The 23,627-nt window shown below is 67.8% G+C and carries 15 protein-coding genes; 4 read left to right on the top strand and 11 right to left on the bottom strand.

Annotation, left to right across the window (positions count from 1 at the left end; translation table 11 throughout):
- Positions 1-11: 11 nt before the first annotated feature.
- The 9 genes from AB0876_RS25645 to AB0876_RS25605 all read right to left on the bottom strand — a co-directional run bounded on the left by AB0876_RS25645 (position 12) and on the right by AB0876_RS25605 (position 7,911).
- On the bottom strand, positions 12-272 hold the full coding sequence (locus AB0876_RS25645; protein ID WP_055115484.1) for a metal-sensitive transcriptional regulator: 261 nt from the start codon (positions 270-272) through the stop codon (positions 12-14).
- Between the two features lie 61 nt (positions 273-333).
- Positions 334-1,194, bottom strand: a complete 861-nt coding sequence (locus AB0876_RS25640) for a sulfite exporter TauE/SafE family protein (protein WP_491841306.1) — start codon at positions 1,192-1,194, stop codon at positions 334-336.
- Complete coding sequence (locus AB0876_RS25635; protein ID WP_491841307.1) at positions 1,191-1,787, bottom strand: rhodanese-like domain-containing protein; 597 nt, start codon at positions 1,785-1,787, stop codon at positions 1,191-1,193. The genes AB0876_RS25640 and AB0876_RS25635 overlap by 4 nt, the downstream gene beginning before the upstream one ends.
- Positions 1,787-2,998, bottom strand: a complete 1,212-nt coding sequence (locus AB0876_RS25630) for an NAD(P)/FAD-dependent oxidoreductase (RefSeq protein WP_526043251.1) — start codon at positions 2,996-2,998, stop codon at positions 1,787-1,789. Before AB0876_RS25630 ends, AB0876_RS25635 begins: the two co-directional genes overlap by 1 nt.
- A gap of 41 nt (positions 2,999-3,039) precedes the next feature.
- Positions 3,040-4,419, bottom strand: a complete 1,380-nt coding sequence (locus tag AB0876_RS25625) for an MBL fold metallo-hydrolase (RefSeq protein ID WP_491841309.1) — start codon at positions 4,417-4,419, stop codon at positions 3,040-3,042.
- A 145-nt stretch (positions 4,420-4,564) separates the two neighbouring features.
- Positions 4,565-5,278 carry a sirohydrochlorin chelatase gene (locus AB0876_RS25620; protein ID WP_491841310.1) on the bottom strand — a complete coding sequence of 238 codons (714 nt, stop codon included), beginning with the start codon at positions 5,276-5,278 and terminating at the stop codon, positions 4,565-4,567.
- Positions 5,279-5,285: 7 nt separating this feature from the next.
- A complete protein-coding gene (locus AB0876_RS25615) occupies positions 5,286-5,987 on the bottom strand; it encodes a phosphoadenylyl-sulfate reductase (protein ID WP_491841311.1) in 702 nt (233 codons plus the stop codon).
- Positions 5,988-5,995: 8 nt separating this feature from the next.
- Positions 5,996-7,684, bottom strand: coding sequence for a nitrite/sulfite reductase (locus AB0876_RS25610; protein WP_491841312.1), 1,689 nt, complete (start codon positions 7,682-7,684; stop codon positions 5,996-5,998).
- Between the two features lie 122 nt (positions 7,685-7,806).
- Complete coding sequence (locus tag AB0876_RS25605; RefSeq protein ID WP_526043250.1) at positions 7,807-7,911, bottom strand: Ms4527A family Cys-rich leader peptide; 105 nt, start codon at positions 7,909-7,911, stop codon at positions 7,807-7,809.
- A gap of 93 nt (positions 7,912-8,004) precedes the next feature.
- Between AB0876_RS25605 and hemW the strand changes: the two genes are divergently transcribed.
- The 3 genes from hemW (at position 8,005) to AB0876_RS25590 (ending at position 16,137) form a co-directional block, all read left to right on the top strand.
- Positions 8,005-9,177 carry a radical SAM family heme chaperone HemW gene (hemW, locus tag AB0876_RS25600; protein ID WP_491841313.1) on the top strand — a complete coding sequence of 391 codons (1,173 nt, stop codon included), beginning with the start codon at positions 8,005-8,007 and terminating at the stop codon, positions 9,175-9,177.
- Between the two features lie 138 nt (positions 9,178-9,315).
- Positions 9,316-10,704, top strand: coding sequence for a salicylate synthase (locus AB0876_RS25595; RefSeq protein ID WP_526043249.1), 1,389 nt, complete (start codon positions 9,316-9,318; stop codon positions 10,702-10,704).
- Positions 10,705-10,944: 240 nt separating this feature from the next.
- The gene (locus AB0876_RS25590; protein ID WP_526043248.1) at positions 10,945-16,137 is read left to right on the top strand and encodes a type I polyketide synthase; all 5,193 of its coding nucleotides are present in this window, start codon (positions 10,945-10,947) and stop codon (positions 16,135-16,137) included.
- Here AB0876_RS25590 and AB0876_RS25585 read toward each other — a convergent pair.
- Together AB0876_RS25585 and AB0876_RS25580 are read right to left on the bottom strand one after the other, a co-directional pair.
- A complete protein-coding gene (locus tag AB0876_RS25585) occupies positions 16,134-18,215 on the bottom strand; it encodes a maleylpyruvate isomerase N-terminal domain-containing protein (RefSeq protein ID WP_526043247.1) in 2,082 nt (693 codons plus the stop codon). The genes AB0876_RS25590 and AB0876_RS25585 overlap by 4 nt on opposite strands.
- Positions 18,216-18,348: 133 nt before the next feature.
- On the bottom strand, positions 18,349-19,998 hold the full coding sequence (locus AB0876_RS25580; protein WP_491841317.1) for a (2,3-dihydroxybenzoyl)adenylate synthase: 1,650 nt from the start codon (positions 19,996-19,998) through the stop codon (positions 18,349-18,351).
- Between the two features lie 94 nt (positions 19,999-20,092).
- On the opposite strand from AB0876_RS25580, the gene AB0876_RS25575 reads away from it, so the two are divergent.
- On the top strand, positions 20,093-23,608 hold the full coding sequence (locus AB0876_RS25575) for a non-ribosomal peptide synthetase (RefSeq protein WP_491841318.1): 3,516 nt from the start codon (positions 20,093-20,095) through the stop codon (positions 23,606-23,608).
- Positions 23,609-23,627: the final 19 nt, after the last annotated feature.

Here is a 23,627-nt window from a genome sequence, read left to right as displayed (position 1 = left end):
GCGTCACCCCGTCAGGCCAGGGTCAGGAACAACTTCTCCAACTCGGCGACGTCCATCGGTTCGTCGCTCTCGCCGGTGATGCATTCACGCAGACCGGTTGCCACGATCTTGAATCCGGCCCGGTCGAGTGCCCGGGACACCGCGGCGAGCTGGGTGACGACATCCTTGCAGTCGCGCCCCTGCTCGATCATGGCGATGACGCCGGAGAGCTGTCCCTGTGCGCGGCGCAACCGGTTGAGGATGGCGGCGATCGATTCCTCGTCGCAGATCATGTTGTCCCCTTAACGTTGGGTTTCTTGCTTTCATCATACCCTCGGGGGTATGTGCGTGTGGTCATGTTGTCGCTGCAGGTGGGCCGAAAAGCCACCGCATCGGACACCATCCGAGCCGCGCGCAGCTGAGGTTGCCGAGGCCGGCCAGTGCGGTGAGGCCTGCCGCGGTGAGCCCGATGGCGGGGTGGATCTCCTGGCCCAGGATCAGCGATGCCATGAGCAACACGAACCAGCCGAAGGCCCGGCGTACCGCGTCGGGATCCACGTGCGCGGTGAGTCGGGTGCCCAGCAGACTGCCCAGCACCGCCGCCGCGGTGACCGCGCCGGCGATCGTCCAGTCGATCGGCACTGTGCTCAGATGTCCGGCCAGACCTGCCGCCGAGTTCATGGTGATCACCAGCAGGGAGGTTCCCACCGCCACGGGCATGGGTAGACCGCCCAGCAGTGCCAGGGCGGGCACCACGAGGAATCCGCCACCGGCGCCGACGGCTCCGGTCACCACCCCGACTCCCAGACCCATCGAGAGGACCTTGGCGACCGGCATCGTCCGCGTCGTCGGTTCGCACGTCTTGCGGCCCTTGATCATTGCGATACCCGTAGCGATCATCACCACCGTGAAGGCGGTCAGCAGTACCGTTCCCGGCACGACATAGCTCAGCAGTCCACCCAGGTACGCGCCGACCATGCCGGCCGCGCCGAACATCAGGCCGCTGCGCCACTGCACCCGACCGGCGCGCGCATGAGACAGGGCGCTGACCGCGCTGGTCACCCCGACGACCAGCAGCGAGGTGGCGATCGCCTGCTTGGCCTCCATGCCGGCCACGTATGCCAGCAGCGGAACGGTCAGGATCGAGCCACCTCCGCCGAGGAGTCCCAGGGACACCCCGACGAGGACGGCCAGCGCGACAGCGAGGGCGATCATGCCAATGCGCCCGAATGTGCCTGCTTGGAGCCGATCAACTGCGCGACGACACTGTCGGCATCACAGGACGCGCCCCGGTTGTACGGGAGCTTCGCCAGCATCATGCCCATGGCGCAGGTGTTCGTCAGCGCCGCCGTCGTCAATCCGGCGCCGATCCCCGCGGCGAGCCATTTCAGCTTGGGGGCCGCGATGCTGCCCAGCACGCTGCTCAGCACGATCGACCCCGCAACCAGGCGAACCTGACGTTCCAGATCCCATCGTTGGGTGCCACGACGCACCCCGAATCCCTGTGTCTGCCAGGCGGTCATACCGCCGTCGAGGATCGAGACGTTCGGCAGGCCGGCGTCGCGCAGGGTCTGCCCGGCGGTGCCTGCCCGTTGCCCGGAGCGACAGATCAGCACGACGTTCTCGTCGAGGTGCTGGGCGATCTCGTCGCGATGTTCCTGCAGCAGGTCCAGTGGAACGTTGTAAGCGCCAGGGATATGGGCGGTTTCGAACTCGGCGGGCGTCCGGACGTCGATGAGCCGCGGGCCGGGACCGGCCTGCTTGAGCTCGTTGAGTTCGGTGGCGTCGATGATCGACGAGGTGGACATCAGGCAAGACCTTTCAACATCAGGTTCCAGTACAGGGCGGGCAGCCCGTACTTCTTCAGCAACCAGTACGGCCGGTGCGGCTTGACCGGATCGAGCAGGGGGAAGGAGGGTTTCAGCGCGAAGTCGTAGTCGAACTCGGCCAGCAGCATGTCGTGTGCGGACGTGACGATGGGGCAGGACGCGTAACCGTCGTAGGCCCCGGTGAGCGGGCGCCCGCTCAGCACCGCACCGATGTTCTCGACCACCACGGGCGCCTGCTTGCGAATGGCCGCACCGGTTTTCGAGTTCGGTGACGATCCCGCGTCGCCGAGTGCGAACACGTTCGGGTAGCGCACGTGCTGCATGGTGTGCTTGTCGATATCGACGTAACCGTTGGCGTCCCCACCGACATGGCTCGTGGACAGCGGGCTGGACTTGATCCAGTCCGGCGCCGACTGGTGGGGGACCGCGTGCAGCACGTCGTAGGGCAGCGTGGTTTCGATTCCCTCTGCGAGGTTGGTCATCGTCACCTTGCGGGCCGCCGAATCGATGGACCGCACTTCACTTCCTGTGTGCAGGGTGATGCCGTAGTCGGCGATGACCTTGTCCAGATTGTCGGCGATCGCGGGGATGCCGAAGATCCGCGGGGTCGGGACCACCAGGTGCACGTCGATGTTGTCGAGCACACCCTGGCGCCGCCAGTGGTCGCAGGCCAGGTAGGCGATCTTCTGCGGGGCACCGGCGCACTTGATCGGGCCCGACGGCATGGTGAACACCGCCGTCCCGGAGCGGGTGTTGCGGATGAACTCCCACGTGCGCGGCGCGAGGTCGAAGAGGTAGTTCGACGACACGCCGTCCTTACCGAGGGTGTCGGTCAGGCCCTCGGTGCGTTCCCAATCGAGCTGGATACCCGGCGCCATGACCAGAACGTCGTAGCCGTAGGTCTTGCCGTCGGCGCACGTGACCGTGTTGGCATCCGGGTCGACGGCGGTGACCGCACTCTTGATCCAGGTGGCGCCGCGCGGCATGACCGAGCCTTCGGCACGCTCGGTTTCGGCCGCCGTCGCCTGGCCGCCGCCTACCAGGGTCCACAACGGCTGGTAGTAGTGCTTGTCGGACGGTTCGATGATCGCGACGTCGCTGTAGTGCTTGCGCAGCAACCGCGCCGCCACGGTGATACCGGCCGTGCCGCCGCCGATGATCAGGACCTCGTGCTTGGCTGGGGTGGACATACTTGTTGTGTTTTCCTGTCTCTCAGACGATTTGCGCCGGCTCAGACGGCCTGGGTGCTGTCCACCCAGGCGCCGTAGCCACCCAGGATGTCGCTGACATCGGTGAAGCCGCGCTGGCGCAGCAGGCTGGCCGCCACCGAAGAGCGGTAGCCGCCGGCGCAGTAGACCACGGTCGGGCGGGTCGGATCCAATTCGCCGGTCCGGTCCGGCAGCTGGCCGACGGGGATGTTGACCGCGCCGGGGATCGTGCCCGCCTCGGTCTCGCCCGGATTGCGCACGTCGACGATCTGCAGGTCGGCCACCGAGCCGGCTCGCTCACCGAACGCGGCGGCGGTCAACCGTGAGGCGACCGTCACATCGTCTTGATGTTCGAACATGGTCCGCTCCGGGTTGTCGAGGTAACCCAGCACCCGGTCGAACCCGATGCGCGCCAGCCGGTTCTTGCCTTCGCGCTCCTCGCCCGGGTCGGTGACCAGCACGATGTCGGCGTCGGGTTTGACCACTGAGCCCGCGAACTCGGCGTAGCGCCCGGCCAGGCCGATGTTGATCGCGTTGCGCAGATGGCCCAGCGCGAAGTCCTCGGGGCTGCGGCCGTCGATCAGCGTGGCCCCGTCGGCGACCGCTTCGGTGGCCTGACGGTAGTCCAGGGCCTCCGGGTTCGCCTCCTCGTCCAGCAGGGCGCGGTCCTTGCGGTTGAGGATCGCGTCGTAGACGAAGTAGCCGGGGGCGGGCGGCTGGCCTGCGGTGACCAACTCGATGAAGGACTGCTTGTCCGGTGCACGCAGCGCATAGTTGGTCTGCTTCTGCTCACCCATGGTGGACGACAGTTCGGTGGACAGGTTCTTGCCGCAGGCCGAACCCGCGCCGTGGGCCGGGAAGACCCGGGTGGCATCGGGCAGCGGTAGCAGCTTCTCGTGCAGCGAGTGGTAGAGCTTGTCGGCCAGTTCGTCTCGGGTGTAGCCGATAGAGGCCAGCAGGTCCGGCCGGCCGACATCGCCGATGAACAGGGTGTCGCCGGTCAGAACGCCGTAGGGCACGGCGTCATCGGCGTGCTCGTAGATCACGATGCTCATCGACTCTGGGGTATGACCCGGGGTGTGGCGGAACTCCAGCACCACCTCGCCCAGTGAAATGCGTTGGCCGTCTTCGACTCCCAGGTGATCGAACTCGGGCTTGGCGACGGACGAGTACACAATCGTCGCGCCGGTGGCCTCGGCCAGTTCGAGGTGGCCGGACAGGAAGTCGGCGTGGAAGTGGGTCTCGATGACGTGGGTGATCTGCATGCCGAGCTTCTCGGCATCGGTGACGTACTCGGACACGTCGCGCTGCGGGTCGACGACGACGGCGCGCCCCGATGACTCGTCGCCGATCAGGTACGACGCATGGGACAGACAGTCCAGGTAGTACTGGATGAACTTCATTGTTCAACTCCTCGGTGGACGACTTTGTATACCTAGGGGGGTATACCCGATAAGTCCAAACATACCCCAAGGGGTATAGGTGTCAAGCGCATGAAAACGCCCCCGGGGCGTGCCCGGGGGCGTGGTCGGTCGGAAAAGGGTGGGGTCAGGCGGCGAAGCCGGCGCTGCGCGCGGCCAGCGCCTCTTCGTAGCGATCCAGCACCGTGGCCGCCACCAGGCGGTGCGGACCAAGGGGCTCGGCCATGGGAATGCCTGCGGCACAGGCGAATTGGGCTACCCGATCAGTGATGCGACCGTGTGCCAGGAACCAGGGGGCGATCACCAGGCGCCCAGCGCCGCGTCGGCGGAGGCGCTCGACGGCCTCCGGCAGGGACGGGGTCTGACCTGTGGCGAACGCCACCTCGGTGCCGGCCCAGCGGGTGCCTTCGGCCAGCACGCCGGCCAGCGCGGCCGTACGTGCATTGGCGGCGGGATGGGACGAGCCCACCCCGACCAGGATCACACCGAGGTCGGCGTCGAACCGGGACACTCCCACCGCGGTCAGCCGCTCCCGCACCACCTGCAGCAGGCGGGGGTCTTCACCGAGCACATCGGCCTGGGTCACCTCGGCGCCGGCGCCGGCGATCAGCTCGGGAATGTCGATCCGGGCGTGATAGGCGCTGCCCAACAGCAGCGGCACCACGACGGCGCCCGGCTCGACGTCCGGCAGTACGTCGGTGAGGTTGGGTGCGTTCTGTTCACAGAACGCCACCCGCACCTCGGTGTCGGGCAGCAGGCGGCGCAGATGCCCGCCGATGGCGTGCGCGTTCGCCGACGAGCGCGGGTCAGCGCTGCCGTGTGCGGTGAGAACGAGCGTCACAGGTACCTCACGAGGCGTGCAGCCCGCACTCCGTCTTGGCCTGGCCGGCCCACCGGCCGCTGCGCGGATCGGCGCCCTCGGCAGGCTTGCTGGTGCACGGAGCGCATCCGATCGACGGATAGCCGTCGTAGACAAGGGGATTGACGAGGATGTCATTGGCCTCGATGTAGGCCTGCATCTCCTCGTCGGACCAGGCGGCGATCGGGTTGATCTTCACCAGGCCGAAGGCGGCGTCCCAGCTGATCAGCGGGGCGTTGGCGCGCGTCGGGGCCTCCACGCGGCGGATACCGGTCACCCAGGCCGTGTAGCCCGCGAGTGCCTTGCCCAGCGGTTCGACCTTGCGCATGCGGCAGCAGGCCGCGGCGTCACGGGCGAACAGGTCCTTGCCGTGAAGTTCGTCCTGCTGGGCGACCGAAGTCTCCGGGCGAACGTTCACCACGTTGACGCCGTAAACCTGCTCGACGGCGTCACGGGTGCCGATGGTCTCGGCAAAGTGGTAGCCGGTGTCGAGGAACAGTACGTCGACGCCCGGCCGCACCTTGGCCGCCATCTCGACCAGCACTGCGTCCTGCATGTTGGAGGCCACGACGTAATCGCCTCCGAAGTGCTTGTCCGTCCAGCGCAGCAGCTCCTCAGCGCTGGCGTCGGCCAGCTCGGCTGCGCCCTGGGCGACAAGCTCGATCAATTCCGCCTCAGTCAATGTGCTCATCTCGCGATCTACCTCAAGTCCGCTTCGTCGGCCCGAACGGCCCACTGGGCGAAACGCTCACCGGCGTCACGTTGTTTCACGAAATTGCGGACGATCCGCTCGATGTAGTCGCCGAGCTCGGTCGCCAGCACCTTGTGCTGACGCAGCTTGCGTCCGAAGCCGCTGTCCAGGCCCAGGCTGCCGCCGAGGTGGACCTGGAAGCCCTCCTCCGGGCCGTCACCGTCGTCCACCATCTGGCCCTTGAAGCCGATGTCGGCGACCTGGATCCGGGCGCACGAGTTGGGGCAGCCGTTGATGTTCACGGTGACGGGCACGTCGAGCTCGGCGTTGAGGTCACCCAACCGGGCCTCCAACTCGGGTACCAGCGTCTGGGCCCGTCCGCGGGTGTCGGCGAAGCTCAGCTTGCAGTACTCGATACCGGTGCAGGCCATCAGGTTCTGCCGCCAGTGCGACGGCTGCGACTGCAGACCCAGTGCGTCCAGGCCGGCGCGCAGGGCATCCAGCTTGTCGTCGGGCACGTCGAGGATGATCAGCTTCTGATAGGCGGTCAGGCGGGCGCGGTCCGCACCGGCCTCTTCCATCAGGTCGGCGACCTTGGTCAGGATGGTGCCCGAGACCCGTCCGGCGATGGCCGAAACGCCGACGGCGTTCAGGCCGTTGCGAATCTTCTGCACGCCCACGTGGTCCACCGTGTGCGGCACCTGCTCGGGAGCGGGTCCGTCGATGAGGGGGCGCTTGAGGTATTCCTGTTCGAGAACTTCCCTGAATTTTTCGGTGCCCCAGTCCTTGATCAGGAACTTCAGCCGCGCCTTCGAGCGCAGTCGGCGGTACCCGTAGTCACGGAAGATCCCGACGACTCCGGCCCACACCTCGGCGACCTCGGCCAGCGGTACCCACACGCCGACACGCTGCGCCAGCATCGGGTTGGTCGAGAGGCCGCCGCCGACCCACAGGTCCAGGCCGGGACCGTGCTCGGGGTGGTTGACCCCGATGAACGACACGTCGTTGATCTCGTGGGCGACGTCCTGCAGGCCCGAGACGGCGGTCTTGAACTTGCGGGGCAGGTTCGAGAATTCGGGGTTGCCGATGTAGCGCTCTTCGATCTCCTTGAGCGCGGGCGTCGGATCCAGCACCTCGACCAGCGAATCGCCGGCCAGCGGCGAGCCCAGCATGCCGCGCGGGCAGTCGCCGCAGGCCTCCATGGTCTGCAGGCCGACCTCGTCGAGCCGGCGCCAGACCTCGGGGATGTCCTCGATGCGCAGCCAGTGGTACTGCAGGTTCTCCCGGTCGGTGATGTCGGCGCTGTCGCGGGCGAAGTCCACCGAGATCTGTCCGAGGGTGCGGACGGCCTGGGCGGACAGCGCCTTGCCGTCGGTGCGCACCCGCATCATGAAGTACTCGGCCTCGAGCAGGTCGGCGTTGTCGTCGCCGGTGAAGGTGCCGTCGTAGCCCTCGGTGCGCTGGGTGTACAGGCCCATCCACCGGAATCGGCCGCGCAGGTCGTCCTTGGCGATGCTGGCAAAGCCGTCACGCGAGTAGACGTTGAGGATGCGGTCCCGCACGTTGAGTGCGTCGTCTTCCTGCTTGAACTGCTCGTTGTGGTTGAGTGGGTCGCGGCTACCCAGCGCCCATTGACCCTCGTCGCGGGGTTTCTTGGCGGGCCGGTCGGCCTTGGCTGGGGCCTCGGGGGTTGTCACTGTTGAGCTCCTTCGCAAAGGAGCTGGCACTAGAACGCGCAGATCACCGGTGGCTGTCCGGCGGCGCAGATCCGGTGCCAGCTGAAACTATGGGGCGGGCGGGGTCCGAAATCAACGCATGATTAAGGCAGACAGCAACAGCTACATACGCGCTTGAAATCGACATGCCGACGAGCCACCAGCGCAATGCTGGTGGTGCTGTTGTGGGCGGCAGTCACGCCCGACATTCTGCCACGATTGTCGCCACCTGCCCTAACCGGGCCATATTTGCGCTCAGGGTGAGCAAAAGTCCGCGCTGGACAGTCTGGGAAAATAAAACCATGAGCACCCGCACCGCGCCCGTCGACCGACCCCGGTTGGAGCGTGTGCCCGGGCGTGCGTTCGGCATATATATCCACGTGCCGTTCTGTGCCACCCGGTGCGGATACTGCGACTTCAACACCTATACGGCGGCCGAGTTGGGCGGCGCCAGCCCCGACGGCTGGCTGGCCGCGCTGCGCCTCGAACTGGCCTTGGCCGCCACCACGGTCGGGGCTGTGCCGGTGCAGACGGTGTTCGTCGGAGGCGGTACACCTTCGCTGCTCGGCGGCCCAGGCCTGGCGGCGGTGCTGGGCGCGGTTCGGGACAATTTCGACCTGGCCGCCGACGCCGAGGTGACCACCGAGGCCAACCCGGAATCCACCTCACCGGAGATGTTCGCGACGCTGCGGGAGGCCGGTTACACCCGGATCTCACTCGGCATGCAGTCGGCGGCGCCGCAGGTGCTGGCTGTCCTGGACCGCACGCACTCTCCGGGGCGCGCGCCCGCGGCGGCGTTGGAAGCCCGGGCGGCTGGGTTCGAGCACGTCAACATCGACCTGATCTACGGGACGCCGGGGGAGACCGACGACGATCTGCGGCGCTCGATCGACGTCGCGCTGGGCGCCGGCGTCGACCACGTGTCCGCGTACTCGCTGATCGTCGAGGACGGTACCGCCCTGGCACGCCGGGTGCGCCGCGGCGAGATCGCCCGGCCCGACGACGACGTGCTCGCTCAGCGCTACGAGCTGCTCGACAGCCGACTTTCGGCGGCGGGCCTGCACTGGTACGAGGTGTCGAACTGGAGCACCGACGGCGGGGAGTGCCGGCACAACCTCGGCTACTGGGACGGTGGCGAGTGGTGGGGTGCCGGCCCGGGAGCCCACGGCTTCCTCGGCGACACCCGGTGGTGGAATGTCAAGCATCCCAATGCCTATGCGCAGGCTCTTGCTGAAAACCACTTGCCGATAGCGGATTTCGAGGAGCTCGACGACCGCGACCGGCATATGGAAGAAGTGATGTTGCGGGTCCGGGTGCGTGACGGCCTGCCGACGTCGCTGCTCAACGCCGACGAACTGGCTCGGGCTGAGAATCTCTGCGGTGAAGGACTTCTCCTGCGGCAAGGGGAGGCACTGGTGTTGACTGATCGTGGCCGGTTGCTCGCCGATGGGGTCGTCCGCGACCTGCTGGGGTAGAGGGCCTCCCTGCCGGGTGTTCTGTGAAGAACCTGTGAGCCAACTGTGTTCGGTGCCTGAAGCTCATGCGAATGATGTGAATTTCGTAGTAGATACGTAGGTCTGCGCAATGAGTTAGGTGAGGCTACGCTTCGGCAAATGCTCACAACGAATGCCCAAGCCGACTGCAATGACTCGGTTGCGCCCGCCTCGTTCGAGCTGCCCACGGGTGATGACGCGATCGGCCCGGCCGACTGGGTCGCCGAGATCGCCCGTGCCCTTTCCGATGCCGACGGCAGCGACTACTTGGTCTACGAACGCGGAAACCGGTGGCTGCTGGCTTCCGGTGCGCGATGCGGGATCGAATTGGACAGTGACGAGCTGCGACTCACCAGGGACGGCGTCATAACGGAAAGTCGGTCGTGGACCGGCCGGCCCGGCGTCGCGCTCGGCGAAGTCGTGGGCCGGCTGCTCGCCGATGCCGAAGCCGGAATTGACGCCGCGTTCGGTTGGGTCGCATTCGAATTCGGCTCGTTCAAGTTCGGCCTCCAGGACCGGCTGGCGCCGAAGACACCGCTGGCCCGGGTGTTCGTTCCGATCACTCAGATCGAGGTCACCGCCGAGCAGGTCACAGTGCGCGGCGGCGACGGGAGCCATCGCGAGGTGGTGCGGCAGGTGATCGCCGAGGGGCTGTCGCCCGCGGGCACCCCGCGCGCCGTCGACATCCGGCAGGACGGCAGCGCCTACCGCGACCGGGTGGCGGCCGCGATCGACGAGATCACCGGCGGCCGGTACCAGAAGGTCATCCTGTCGCGGCGTTTCGACGTGCCGTTCCGCCTCGACTTCCCGTCCACCTACCGGCTGGGCCGCAGGCACAACAATCCGGCCCGATCATTCCTCTTGCGGCTCGGCTCACTTCGCGCGCTCGGTTACAGCCCCGAACTCGTCGCCGCCGTGCACGGGGACGGCCTGGTGGTGACCGAGCCGTTGGCGGGCACCCGGGCGTTCGGTCGCGGCGCCGCCAACGATCAGGCGGCCCGCGACGATCTCGAATCCAACTCCAAGGAAATCGTGGAGCACGCGATATCGGTGCGCAGCTCCCTCAAGGAGATTGCCGAGGTGGCCGAGCCGGGCACGGCGACCGTCACCGACTTCATGACGATCCGTGAGCGCGGAAGTGTGCAACACCTCGGTTCCACGGTGGGCGCTCGTCTCGACCCGTCGATGGACCGCATGGACGCGCTGGAGGCGCTGTTCCCCGCGGTGACGGCCTCCGGCATCCCCAAGGCAGAGGGGGTCGATGCGATCCTCCGACACGACGAACTGCCCCGGGGTCTGTACTCGGGCGCGGTGGCGATCTTCTCGGCCGACGGCTCCCTCGATGCCGCGCTGGCGCTCCGGGCGGCCTATGAAGTCGACGGGCACACCTGGCTGCGGGCCGGGGCCGGCATCATCGCCGAGTCCACGCCTGACCGGGAGTTCGAGGAGACCTGCGAGAAGCTGGGCACGTTGTCGCCCTACCTCGTCGCGGCGGAGGAGGCCCGCTGACATGTGAGTGAGCTAACACCTGGCCGCGGTCCCGGGCAATGTCGACGACGGTAGGCATTCCGGGCCCATCGAACAGTAAACGCGCACGTCATCACCACTGGAGGGCCTCCCAGTGGATTCACAGGATCGGTTCGGGGTACAACCCCTGATTCGTCGGGCGATGTGCCACTATTGTCCGCATGTCGGCACCCTATTTAGGCAAGGCTATCCAGACTTCGACCCAGTCGGAATCCTGCTGACATGGCAACCGAAGCTTCGACCCCGGAGCCCATCGCCGTCATCGGGCTGGGCTGCCGCGTCGCCGGCAACGTCGCGACCCCGTCAGAGTTCTGGAACTTTCTGCTGGAAGGGCGCAGCAACGTCACCGAGGTGCCCGACGAGCGATGGGAGCCGTACCTGCGGCGCGACCCGCGAAACGCCGCGGTCCTGCGCGAGGTCACCCGGCTGGGCACCTTCCTCGACGACCTGCCCGGTTTCGACGCCGAGTTCTTCGGCGTCGCACCGCGCGAGGCCGAGGTCATGGACCCCCAGCAGCGGCTGGCACTGGAGGTCAGCTGGGAGGCACTCGAACACGCCGGGGTGTCACCGAGGGCACTGGCCGGCAGTGACACCGCGGTGCTGATGGGCGTCAACTCCGACGACTACGGCAAGTTGATCATGGAAGACCTGCCCGGCATCGATGCCTGGACAGGCATCGGAACCTCGCTGTGCGGTATCGCCAATCGGGTATCGCACCTGCTCGATCTTCGCGGCCCGAGCGTGGCGCTGGACGCGGCGTGTGCGGCCTCGTTGGTCGCGGTGCACCAGGCATGTCAGATGCTGCGGGCCGGTGAGACGTCGCTGGCACTGGCCGGTGGCGTCAGCGCGCTGATCGGCCCGGGCCTCACCCGCGTACTGGACGAGGCCGGGGCCACCGCCCCCGACGGCCGTTGCAAGACCTTCGACGCCGCCGCCGACGGATACGGCCGCGGCGAAGGCGCAGGCGTCGTCGTGCTCAAGCGGCTCGCGGATGCACAGCGCGACGGTGACCGTGTCCTGGCGGTGGTGCGCGGCGGTGCCACGGCCCAGGATGGCCGCACCGTGGGCATCATGTCTCCCAACGGCGCCGCCCAGGCGGACATGTTCCGGCTCGCCTGCCGGATGTCGGGCGTCGACCCGGCCGGCGTCGGGTACATCGAGGCGCACGGAACCGGAACTCCCACAGGTGATCCCACCGAGGTCGGCGCACTCGCCGAGGTATACGGCGTCGGACGGGCCGAGACGGACCGGTGCCGCATCGGATCGGTCAAACCCAACATCGGCCACCTCGAAGGCGGCGCCGGTGTGATGGGCCTGATCAAGACGGTCCTGGCGCTGCACCATGAGGCGATCCCGCCCACCGCCGGACTGCGGCAACTCACCGGTGCGGTCGACTGGGCCAACAGCGGCCTGCGGGTGCCCACCGAAGTCGAGCCTTGGAGCCGCACCGACACCCCACGCCAGGCCGCGGTGTGCAGTTACGGCTACGGCGGCACGATCGCGCACATACTCCTCGAAGAGGGCCCGGTGGATTCGGATCCTTTGGAGCACAGTAGTTCTGGTGCACTGATCGTCCCGATCTCCGCACGTTCCGGACAGCGACTGGCCCGCCAGGCCGAAGCGCTGGCCGACCACCTGCGGGCCGGACACCAGGACGTGGCTCCGGTGGCCGCCACCTTGTGGGCCCGGCGCAGTCACGAACCGGTCCGGGCCGCGGTCGTCGCCGAGCACCGGCATGAGTTGATCGCCGGCCTCGACGCGTTGGCCCGCAACGAATCCCTCGACAACCTGGTCACCGGAGCCGTGCCGGGCGGCCAGCCTCGGGATGCGGTCTGGGTCTTCTCCGGGCACGGTTCACACTGGGTCGGCATGGGCCGTGAATTGCTCACCGCCGAAGCCACTTTCGCCCGAGTGATCGACGAGGTCGACGAGGTGTTCGGGCCTGAACTCGGGTTCTCTGCCCGGGCCGCGCTGAGCAGCGAAGACCTCGGTGGCACGGACCGGATCCAGGCGTTGACCTTCGCGATGCAGGTCGGGCTGGCGGCAGTGCTGCGCGAGCGCGGTGTGCGACCGGCGGCGGTGATCGGGCATTCGGTCGGCGAGGTCGCGGCCTGCGTGGTCTCCGGCGTGTTCGACCTGCGCCAGGGTGCAGCGGTGGCCTGCTATCGGGCCCGCGGTTTCCGCGCCGTGATGGGTTGCGGCGCGATGGCTTTGGTGCGGCTGCCGTTCGACCAGGCTGAGCAGCGGCTCGCCGGCCGCACCGATGTGGTGGCGGCCATCAGTGCGTCGGCGGAATCCTGCGTCATCTCGGGTGTCACGGCAGCTGTCGAGGAGGTGTGCGAAGCCTGGGCCGAGCAGGGTGTCGTGGTGCGTCGGGTCAACACCGACGTGGCATTCCACAGTCCCGCCATGGACGACCTGACCGGCGCCCTGGCCGACAACGTCGCAGGCCTCCATCCGCCGCGCGAGGCGGCGATCCCGCTGTACACCACCGCGCTGGCCGATCCGCGTTCCACCGCGCCGCGCGACGCCGACTACTGGGTGCGCAACCTGCGCGGGCAGGTCCGGTTCGCGGAGGCCGTCACGGCGGCCGCCGAGGACGGGCACCGGCTGTTTCTCGAAGTGTCCGCACATCCGGTGGTGTCGCACTCTGTCGTCGAAACCCTGCTGCACCTGGGTATGGACGAGCATGCCGTCATCCCACTGCTACGGCGTAATGCTCCCGAACCGGCCGCTGTCACGACCGCCGTCGCGTCCCTGTACTGCCACGGCGCGGACGTCGAACATGCTGTCGCCCAGGATGATCCGTGGGATGCCGACCTGCCGGTCACCCAGTGGCAGCACCGCCGCTTCTGGCGGGTACCCACCGCGGCCTCCGGCGCGAGCGCGGTGCACGACACCAGCAGTCACACGCTGTTGGGGGGACGCACCGAGGTGGCCGGAACCGTCGCCACCCGGATGTGGCAGACCCGGCTGGACTTCGACACCCGGCCCTACCCCGGCGACCACCCGGTGCAGGGCGCCGAAATCGTTCCTGCCGCAGTGTTGTTGAACACCTTCCTGACGGCGGCCGGCGCGGGCGCCGTATCGGAGTCCGGTGCGGGCGCCGCACTCACCGAGGTGCGGCTGCGCACGCCCGTGGCCCCAGCTCGCGCCCGCGATCTGCAGGTGGTGCTGGCCGATCGCGAGCTGACCCTGGCCTCACGGTTGGCTGATGCCGCCGAGGATCAGGATGGCGGATGGTTGACGCACAGCAGTGCGGTGGTCGGTCATGCCGACGCCGACGAGAAGGTCGAGCTGTCCGTCGACCTGGCTGCGGCCCGGGCACGCTGCCCCGAGCGGTTGGCGCCGCGCCACGTGATCGACACCCTCGCCGCTCTCGGGGTCGCTGCGATGGGATTCGATTGGGACATCAAGGATCTGCACCGTGGTGACGGCGAACTGCTGGCCCGGGTGAGCTCCGCGTCCGACGGCGCGCAGCCCGGCACCTGGGCGTCGCTGGTGGACGCGGCGACCTCGGCCGCCTCGACGATTTTCGACGGGCCGCCGCGGCTGCGGATGCCCGCCCGCATCGAACGGGTCCGGGTGCACGCCGCACCGCCGGCCACCGCGATGTTGTCGGTCCGGCGCCGGGCCGGGACCACCACCACCGATGTGGTGATCGCCGACGAATCCGGGTCGGTTCTGCTGTCCATCGGCGGGATGACCTTCGAGGAACTGGAGAATCCGGGGCGCGAAATGTCGGCCGCGGACACACGCCGGATCGTGCACCGGATGGCCTGGCATCCGGTATCGGCCCGTGACGAGAGGGCACCCAGCGGGGTCGTGTTGGTTGGCGGCGACGTCGACCGGCTGGAAGCCGCGGTCGATGACCTGACCGGTGCCGGGGTGCCCTACCGTGCGTTCGAAGATCCTGCTGAGCTGGCATCGATCGTCGAATTCGGTTCGTTGCCGGCAGAACTCGGCGATTCCGCGGTGGTGCTGGTGTTGCCCCGGGACGATGACTCGCCCGAAGGTGCCGTCGAACTGGTGACCAGAACACTCACGCTGCAGCAGCAACTCGGCCTGTCAGCCCGACTGTGGGCGCTCACCGTCGGCGTGCACGAGGGCGACAACGTGACCCACGCGCCGTTGTGGGGACTGGGCCGGGTCGCCGCTGCCGAGCATCCGCAGCTGTGGGGCGGCGTGCTGGATGTGGCCGACGGACGACTGCCGCTGACGGCGCTGGGATCGCTGGCCGGACACGGCGTCCTGGTGGTCCGCGACGGGGTGGCCCAGGCCGCCCGCCTCGCGGCGTCGAGTTCGGCCGTTGCCACGCAGGCCAACCCGATGCCGTGCACCCCGGGAGGCACCTACCTGATCACCGGTGGCACGGGTGTACTCGGCCTGCGGATGGCCCAGCGGCTCGCCGACCTCGGTGCCCGCCGCCTCGTGCTGCTGTCGCGGTCGGGCCTGGGGGAGCGCTCTTCCTGGGTGGGCAACGAGCAGTCTGCTGCGGTCCGTGCGGTCACCGCACTGGAGGAGCGCGGCGTGTCGGTCACCGTCGCCGCTCTCGATATCGGCGCACCCGGCTCGGCCGATGCCCTGCGAGACCTGCTGCGTCCGCTGCCGCCGGTACGCGGGGTCATCCATGCCGCGGGTGTGGAAGCTGGTGCGCTGCTGATGAATACGACCTCCGACGAGTTCGCCGCGGCCATGCATCCCAAGGTGCACGGCACCCTGGTCCTGCACGAGGTTTTCCCACCGGAACAGCTCGACTGGATGGTGCTGTTCTCCTCATGCGGTTACCTGGCCGGCTTCCCCGGCCAGGGCGCCTACGGCTGCGCCAACTCGTTCCTCGACGGGATGGCCCGGCACCGGCGTGGACTCGGGGACCGCACCACCGCGGTTGCCTGGACCGCGTGGCGCGGGCTGGGCATGGGCTCGGCCTCGGAATTCGTGGCCACCCAACTCGATGCGCTCGGCATGGGAATGGTCGGTGCCGACGATGCGATCCGTGCCCTCGATCTGGCGATGCGTGAAGACACCGCGAACGTCGTGGTGCTTCCGGTCCTACCCGCTGCCGCCGCGGTACCGATCCTGGTCGACGTGGCGCCTGAAGAGGAGCCCGACGACGACTCGTCGCCGTCCACCGCGGGGCAGTACGATCCCGAACAGCTCGCCGCCCACGTATTGACCGCAGTGGCAGGCCAATTGGGGCTGTCGGAGACCGACGTGAACGTCGACCTGCCGTTGGTGGAGCTGGGCGTCGATTCGATCATGACGGTGCGGCTGCGCCGCCAGCTGGAGAAGCAGACCGGGCTGTCGCTACCGCCGACCCTGCTGTGGGAGCATCCCACCGCAGCCGCAGTCACCGCCAGGATCATCGAGCTGATGGCCCCCGCGGTGGAATGCGAAGTTCGGGCCGGGGGCTAGCCGGAGGGCGTCTCGGCCGGTGGAATCGGCTGGTCGTCATGTCGTGGGCCGAAGAATCCGAAGCTTTCGATCATCTGCTCGGTGGGGTCAGGTGTCCATTCCCATGCGGCAATCTGGCGCCGGGAGCGGCGGCTGAAGGACGCGCGAAGCAATTCGTAGCCGTGGCTGTGCAACCGGGTGGCCGGCTGCCCTGAGCCGCAATTCCATTGCTGCCCTCGCTCGTCGTGAATCAGCACGGTCGTGGACTCCCGGAGTCGCCTTCCGAGGTAAAGCATCATCACCTCCAGGAACGGCTGCCAATGTTCACGGTCCACCTGAGGAAACCCCAGCGCTTCACGTAGATCCGCCTCGTGACAGATCGCATCCGCGGCCAGGTTGGGTCCGAAGATCTGGTCGTCTGTCAGGCAGGCGTCAGCTGCCGGGCCGATCCGATCCCATTCGGCAAGAAGTTCGTCAATCGGGTTGTGCCGGCGTTCCTCGACGTGGCGCGCCGTCCATTGATCGCTCGTCACCCCGTCCAACCGTCCACTGGCCGCGTCGGCAGCACATCCGACCAGATGCGCCAACAACTCGTGCACCGTCCAGCGTGGGGTGGCCGGTACCAGCATCAGACACTGTTCGTCGGTCAGCGTGGCGGCCAGGTCACTCACCCGACCGCGGACCGCGCGATAAGCCTGCTCAAGCATTGTCGGTTCGGGTCTCATCGGTAAGCTCCTCGTAGGGTCGGCCGACGGCTTCGGATGCGGATGGCGGAGGTTGAACAGTAGGATCCGCATGAGCAGGGCCGGGTCCTGAAGGCGCGTAGGTGGATCGATCATGCCGCGGACGCGAAAGATCCGTTCGGCCACGACGATGTCGTTGGTCGCGGCTTTCAACGCTGCGTGCTGGGCCCAGCTGCGCAGCCGTTTCGCAGGGTTCCGCTTTCCGCTCGTGGACGTCGCGAGATCGTTGGCTCGGTTCTCCGACCACACCGGCTCGATGAGTTCGGTGGCCAGCCGGTAGAACCGGCCAGGCAGATCGGCACGGCCGGCGAGCAGGCAGTCCCGGAGCGCCAGTGCCTGCAGAGCGGCCATCGTCATGCCTTGTCCGTACAGCGGATTGAGGTGGCACAGCGCGTCACCGACTACCACCAGGCCGCCGGGCAGGCGCGACATCTGGTCATAGCGTCGCCAGGTGGCGGCGGTGCTGCGGGAAATCGAGACCTGCCCGACGGGTGTCGCGTCGCGTAGCCCTGCCATGATCGTGTCGGGCAGCATGTGCTCGGCCGCTTCCAGCATCGCGGTGAAATCGGTTGCGGGGGTGCCGTACCCGTCCGGGCAAGTGGTCGCCAGCATCCAGGTGTCGTGTTCGTAGGCCACCAGTAACAATCCGGGTGACCTGCTGCCTCGGTTGACGAACGCCATCCGCTCGGCGATCCGGCCGGGCGGGACGCGGATCAACTGGCTGGAGTAGCCGCCGACCGAAGGCACGTGCAGTTCGGGTACGGAGCCGAATCCGCAACTCTCCAGGAAACGCGCGGTACGCGCGGCACGCCCCGTCGCGTCGATCACCACATCCGCAGCTAGTGAGGTGGCGATGCCGTTGTCGTGGTTGATGATTCGTGCACCGGTGACGGTGTCGTCCGTGAGCACTGGTTCGACCACCTCGTGGTTGTCGAGGAGGGTGACATTGTCCAGCGCGGCAACGCGTCGGCGAATGTGACACTCCATGAAGGGGCGGCTGGCCTGGTAGGCGGCCAGTGATCCCGGGTCGCTCAGGCGTCCTGCCGGCCTGACGTCATAGCCCACCGCGTGCACGTAGATCCGTGACAGGTCATCGCCATCGTCGACAGCGGCCCCAGCGGCGGCAAGTTCTGCCAAGAGTCCGGGGAAGAGCTCCTCGAGTATCTGGGTGCCGCGACTGAGGAAGTTGTGTAGATGGCGCCCCTGTGGCACGCCCTTGCGCGGTTCTGGGTGATCAGGCAGCGTGTCCCGCTCGATCAGTGTCACCGACGCGTAGAACTCTGCCAGCGCCCGGGCGGTCAACAGGCCGGCGATGCCTGCCCCCAGAACCACGGCATGTGAACGCGATTCGGCCATAACGGTCCCCTCCGTTCCGAGCGCAGATGCGACATCGGCCCCCTGGTACGAGAACCGAGCCTACCTCAATTCTAAGAAAAGTAAGGGAAAATTATGAAAACAATAAGATGGCCGTGCCGAGTCCGGCGGGACCTCACTCGGTGATCGCGGCGATCAGTTTCTTCTTGTCGACCTTGCCGACGGCGGTCGTGGGCAAGGTTGGCATTGCGACCAGTACATCGGGCCGGGCATGGGCGGATGCGCCACGCTCGTCGAGGAACTCGTTGAGCTGAACCAGGTTGATCGGTGCACCCTTGAAAACCACGGCGGCACAGATCTTCTCGCCCAGGTAGTCGTCGGGCAAGGCCACTGCCGCCGCCGCGTACACCGCGGGATGGGTCAGCAGGTGATCCTCGAGGTCGGTGGCCGACACCGTCTCGCCGCCGCGGTGGATGACGTCCTTGATCCGGCCGGTCACCTCGACGTAGCCGGCCCGCGGGCCGTCGGTGAAGATCCGGACACGATCGCCGGTGCGGTAGAACCCGTCGGGGCTGAAGGACCGGGCATTCGCCTCGTCGGCGCGGTAGTAACCGTTGAGGGTGTACGGTCCGCGCACCAGCAACTCACCCTCCTGGCCGGGGGCGACCTCCTGGCCGTCCTCGTCGACCACCCGCATCTCATCGTGCGGCGACATCGGCCGGCCCTGGGTGTTCTCCACCACGTCCGCCGGATCGCCGGGGCGGGTGAAATTCAGCATGCCTTCGGCCATTCCGAAGATCTGCTGCAGTCCCGGGCTCAGGCCTTCGTGGATGAAACGGGCTTCCTCGGGGGACATCCGCGAGCCACCCACCTGGACCACACGTAACGAGGTGGGCAGCACCGGTTCCCAGTCGCAGGCCTGGGTCCACAGCTTGGCCAGGGCGTTGACGAGGCCGGTCACCGTGACGCCGTGGGTGTTGATCAGGGCGAAGGCCGATTCGGGGCTCGGGTCGTCGGTGTAGACCGTCGTCGCCCCGACTGTCATCGAGCCCAGCAGGCCCGGGCAGGCGAACGGGAAGTTGTGGCCGGCGGGCAAGACCGCCAGATAGACGTCGTCATGGACCATTTCGCAGGCCTGCGCGCAGGCCGCGGCGTTGTAGAGATAGTCGTCATGGGTGCGGGGGATCAGCTTCGGCAGGCCGGTGGTGCCGCCGGACACCAGCAGGACCGCGGGGTCACTGGTGTCGACGGCGATGTTCGGTGGTCCTGGGGCGTCGAAATCCTTGAGAGCGGACCAGGATTCGAAGGTGCCGGGGTCACCGTCGACGAGGACGTGGCGCAGCCGGGGGTGTTCGGAAACGAGTTGGGTGGCTAGCTCGCGATAGTCGAATCCGGCGATGGCATCGGGGATCACGAGTCCGACGGCGCCGCTGACGTCGGCGAAGTGGCCCAGCTCGGCCGACCGGTGGCCGGGCAGGCACAGCACCGGGACCGTCCCGGCGCGAAGCAAACCGAAAGCGGCGACCGCGAATTCGCGAGAGTTCGGCAGTTGCACGAGGATGCGGTCGCCCGCCTTGATGCCCCGGGCCGCGAGCGCCGCACCGACACGGTCGGCGAGAGCGTCCAGTTCGGCAAAGGTATAGGTACCCGAGGCGTCGACCACGGCCGGCTTGTCTGGCCAGCGCTGGGCGGCCTCGCGCAGGATGCTGTCGAGTGCTTTGCCCTGCCAGTAGCCCGCCCGGCGGTACACCTCGGCACGGTCCTCGGGGAATCGGGTGAATCCGTTTGCCAGTTCGTCCTGTTCACGGTCAAAACCGGTGGTCATGGGTGTTCTGGCTCCCGTCGGGTGAGTGTGTCGGCAGATCGAATATAGGGTAACCTCCACTAAGTTAGGGCAGCCTTTACTAATTGTTCGGAGGATGGTGAGCGTGGTGGCGACGAGTTCCCAGACGGTCCGCGACGAGGTCGCCGAACTCCTGGGGGTCAGCCCCGACGCCGTCGATCCCGACGCCGACCTGATTGCCTCCGGGCTCGATTCGATCCGGATGATGTCGTTGTCCGGCCGCTGGCGTAAGCAGGGCATCAACGTCGGATTCGCGGCCCTGGCAGCCAATCCCACCGTCGCCGCCTGGATCGAACTGGTCGCCGAGCACGCTCCTGATGTCCCCGCCGAAGAGTCCGTCCCGGACATCGCCGATGCCGAGGGCGACACCTTCCCGCTCGCCCCGATCCAGCACGCTTTCTGGGTGGGCCGCAACCAGGACCAGCAACTGGGTGGGGTCGGCGCGCATCTGTACGTCGAGTTCGACGGAGCCGGAGTCGATCCGCAGCGACTTCGGGTCGCCGCGGAGAAACTGGCCGCGCGCCACCCGATGCTGCGGGTCGAGATCCTGCCCGACGGTACCCAGCGGATCGGCGACCGCCCGCTGCCGGTCACCGTCTACGAACTGGAGGACCTGGATGAGGCTGCAGCGCAAGCACAATTGGAGCTCATCAGGGAATCCAAGTCCCACCAGATGCTGCACGACGAGGTGCTCCAGCTGAGCCTGTCGCTGCTGCCAGGTGGGCGTACCCGGCTGCACGTGGACATGGACATGCAGGCCGCCGACGCGGTGAGCTATCGCAACTTCATGGCTGATCTGGCCGCGTTCTATCGCGGCGTCGACCTGCCGGAGTTGGGCTATACCTACCGCGAGTACCGGGCCCGGCTGACCGCCACGACGCCGCCGCCCCCGGAGCCGGACCGGCAGTGGTGGGCCGATCGGGTGCCGGATCTGCCGGATCCGCCTGCGCTGCCACTGGTTCCGCTGTCCGATCAGCGCAACCCACACCGCAGTATCCGGCTCTGGGAAACCCTCGACGTGCCGACCCGCGACGCATTGTTCGCGGCGGCGCAGCGGCGCGGCATCACCCCGGCGATGGCGGTCGGGGCGTCGTACGCGAACGCGCTGGCGCGCTGGTCGACGCAGTCCAGGTTCCTGCTCAACCTGCCGATGTTCGGCAGGGAGCCGTACCACCCCGACGTGGACAAGCTGGTCGGTGACTTCACGTCCTCGCTGCTGCTCGACATCGACCTGACCGGGGCCGATACCGCCGCGGCGCGGGCCAGGGTGGTCCAGGAGACACTGCACGCCACTGCCGCGCATTCCTCGGTGTCCGGGCTCGATGTGCTGCGTGACGTGAGCCGCCACCGCGGCAGCCAGACCCTGGCCACCATCGTCTACACGAGCGCGCTCGGACTGGGCGACCTTTTCGCCGGTGACGTCACCGATCACTTCGGGGCGCCGGTGTGGACCATCTCGCAGGGACCTCAGGTGCTCATCGATGCTCAGGCGACCCCGCTCGCCGAAGGCCTGATGATCAACTGGGACGTCCGGACCGAGGCCTTCCGGCCCGGCGTTGCCGAGGCCATGTTCGCCTACCACCTGGCCGAACTACGCCGCCTGGCCGCCGACGATGCCGCCTGGGATGCGGCCGATCCGCCGGCGGCCTCCGAGTCGCAACGCCGGGTGCGGGCTGAGCTGAACGCGTCGACGTCGACTCCCAGTGGCGACGTGCTGCACGCCGGGTTCCTGGCCAATGCTGCCGCAACCCCGAACGCGCCCGCGGTGTTCTGCAGCGCCGGGAACCTCAGTTACGGCGAGCTGCACGACAGGGTACTGGCGGTGGCGGCCGCCCTGCAGTCCCGCGGGGTGTGCCGCGGCGAGGTGGTCGCGGTGCTGGGCCCCAAGAGCGTCGAACAGGTCGTCGCACTGCTGGCCATCTCGATGGTCGGCGCCGCATACCTGCCGGTCGGGGTGGATCAGCCCGCTGATCGGGCCGCGCGCATCCTGCACACCGGTGGGGTGGACTTCGCCCTGGTCTGCGGCTCGGGTCCCGACCATCCGGACTTGCCGCACCTGACGGTTACCGACGCCGAGATCATCGGTGACCCAGCACATTTCGAGCCGGTGGCGACGACTCCGGACGACTTGGCGTACGTGTTGTTCACGTCGGGCTCCACCGGTGAGCCCAAGGGCGTCGAGATCACTCACGACGCGGCGATGAACACCATCGAGTTCATCAACGACCACTTCGACATCGGCCCGGCCGACCGGTGCCTGGCGCTGTCGCACCTGGAGTGCGACCTGTCGGTGATCGACGTTTACGGGACGCTGCGTTCGGGCGGCTCGCTGGTGGTCGTCGACGAGGAACAGCGCCGCGATCCAGACGTCTGGGTCACGCTGATCGACGAACACCAGGTGACGGTGCTGCACTTCCTGACCGGTTGGCTGGAGATGCTGGTCGCCGGCGGAGCCGGCGCATCCGACACAGGCGCTGGTCCTTTGTCCTCATTGCGGGTGGTGCCCACCGGTGGCGACTGGGTGCGTCCGGACCTGGTGCGGGCGCTGCGCGCCGCGGCGCCGCGGGTGCGTTTCGCCGGACTCGGCGGGGCCACCGAGACCGCGACGCACAACACGATCTTCGAAGTCGGATTCGACGACGACGCCCTGCAGTCGAACTGGACCTCGGTGCCGTTCGGTGTGCCGCTGACGAACAACTGCTGCCGCGTGGTCGACGCGCGGGGTGCGGACTGCCCCGACTGGGTCCCGGGCGAGCTGTGGGTCGGTGGGCGCGGTATCGCCCGTGGCTACCGTGGACGTCCCGACCTGACCGCCGAACGGTTCGTCGAGCACGACGGGCGTCGCTGGTACCGCACCGGGGACCTGGTGCGGTCATGGCCCGACGGCACGCTGGAGTTCGTCGGCCGGGCCGACCACCGGATCAAGGTCAGCGGATTCCGGATCGAACTGGGTGAGGTCGAGGGCGCACTGTGCCGCGTTCCTGGTGTGGATGCGGCGGTGGCGGTGCTGGTCCCGGTCGAGGGCGGTCACGATCTGCTGGGCGCGGTGGTGCGGGCAGGTCAGCCTGGTCTCGACGCCGGGGTGGTCGCCACAGCGATGGCTGAGTGGGTACCCGCGCACATGATCCCGCAGGTGCTGCTGGTGGCCGACGAGATTCCCTATGCCCGCGGCAAGACCGACCGCGCCGCAGCGGTTCGGATGCTCGCCGCACTCGGTGCTCCGGAGAGCCGGGGTTACCGGGCGCCGTCGGACCCGCTGGAAACGGCCCTGTGCGCGCTCGTCGGCGATGTTCTCGGGCAGTCCGGCGTCGGTGTCGACGACGATTTCTTCGCCCTCGGCGGGGACTCGGTGCTGGGTACGCAGCTGGTGGCGCGGATCAGGGACTGGCTGGACACGTCGACGGTGATGGTCGCCGACGTCTTCGCCGCCCGAACCGTGGCGAAGATGGCTGCATTGCTGGTCGGCCGGGAATCCAACGCGGACCGGCTGCAGCTGGTGTCGGAGCTGTATCTCGAGGTCACGGGCATGGACAGCGCCGATGTGGCCTCCGAGTTGGCACGCACATCCCCAGAACCAGCGTTCGGCAACTAAGGTTAGAGTTACTTCAGTT

Source organism: Mycobacterium sp. NPDC049093 (assembly GCF_040704635.1).
GTDB lineage: Bacteria > Actinomycetota > Actinomycetes > Mycobacteriales > Mycobacteriaceae > Mycobacterium.
This window is presented reverse-complemented; position numbering and strand designations above follow the sequence as displayed.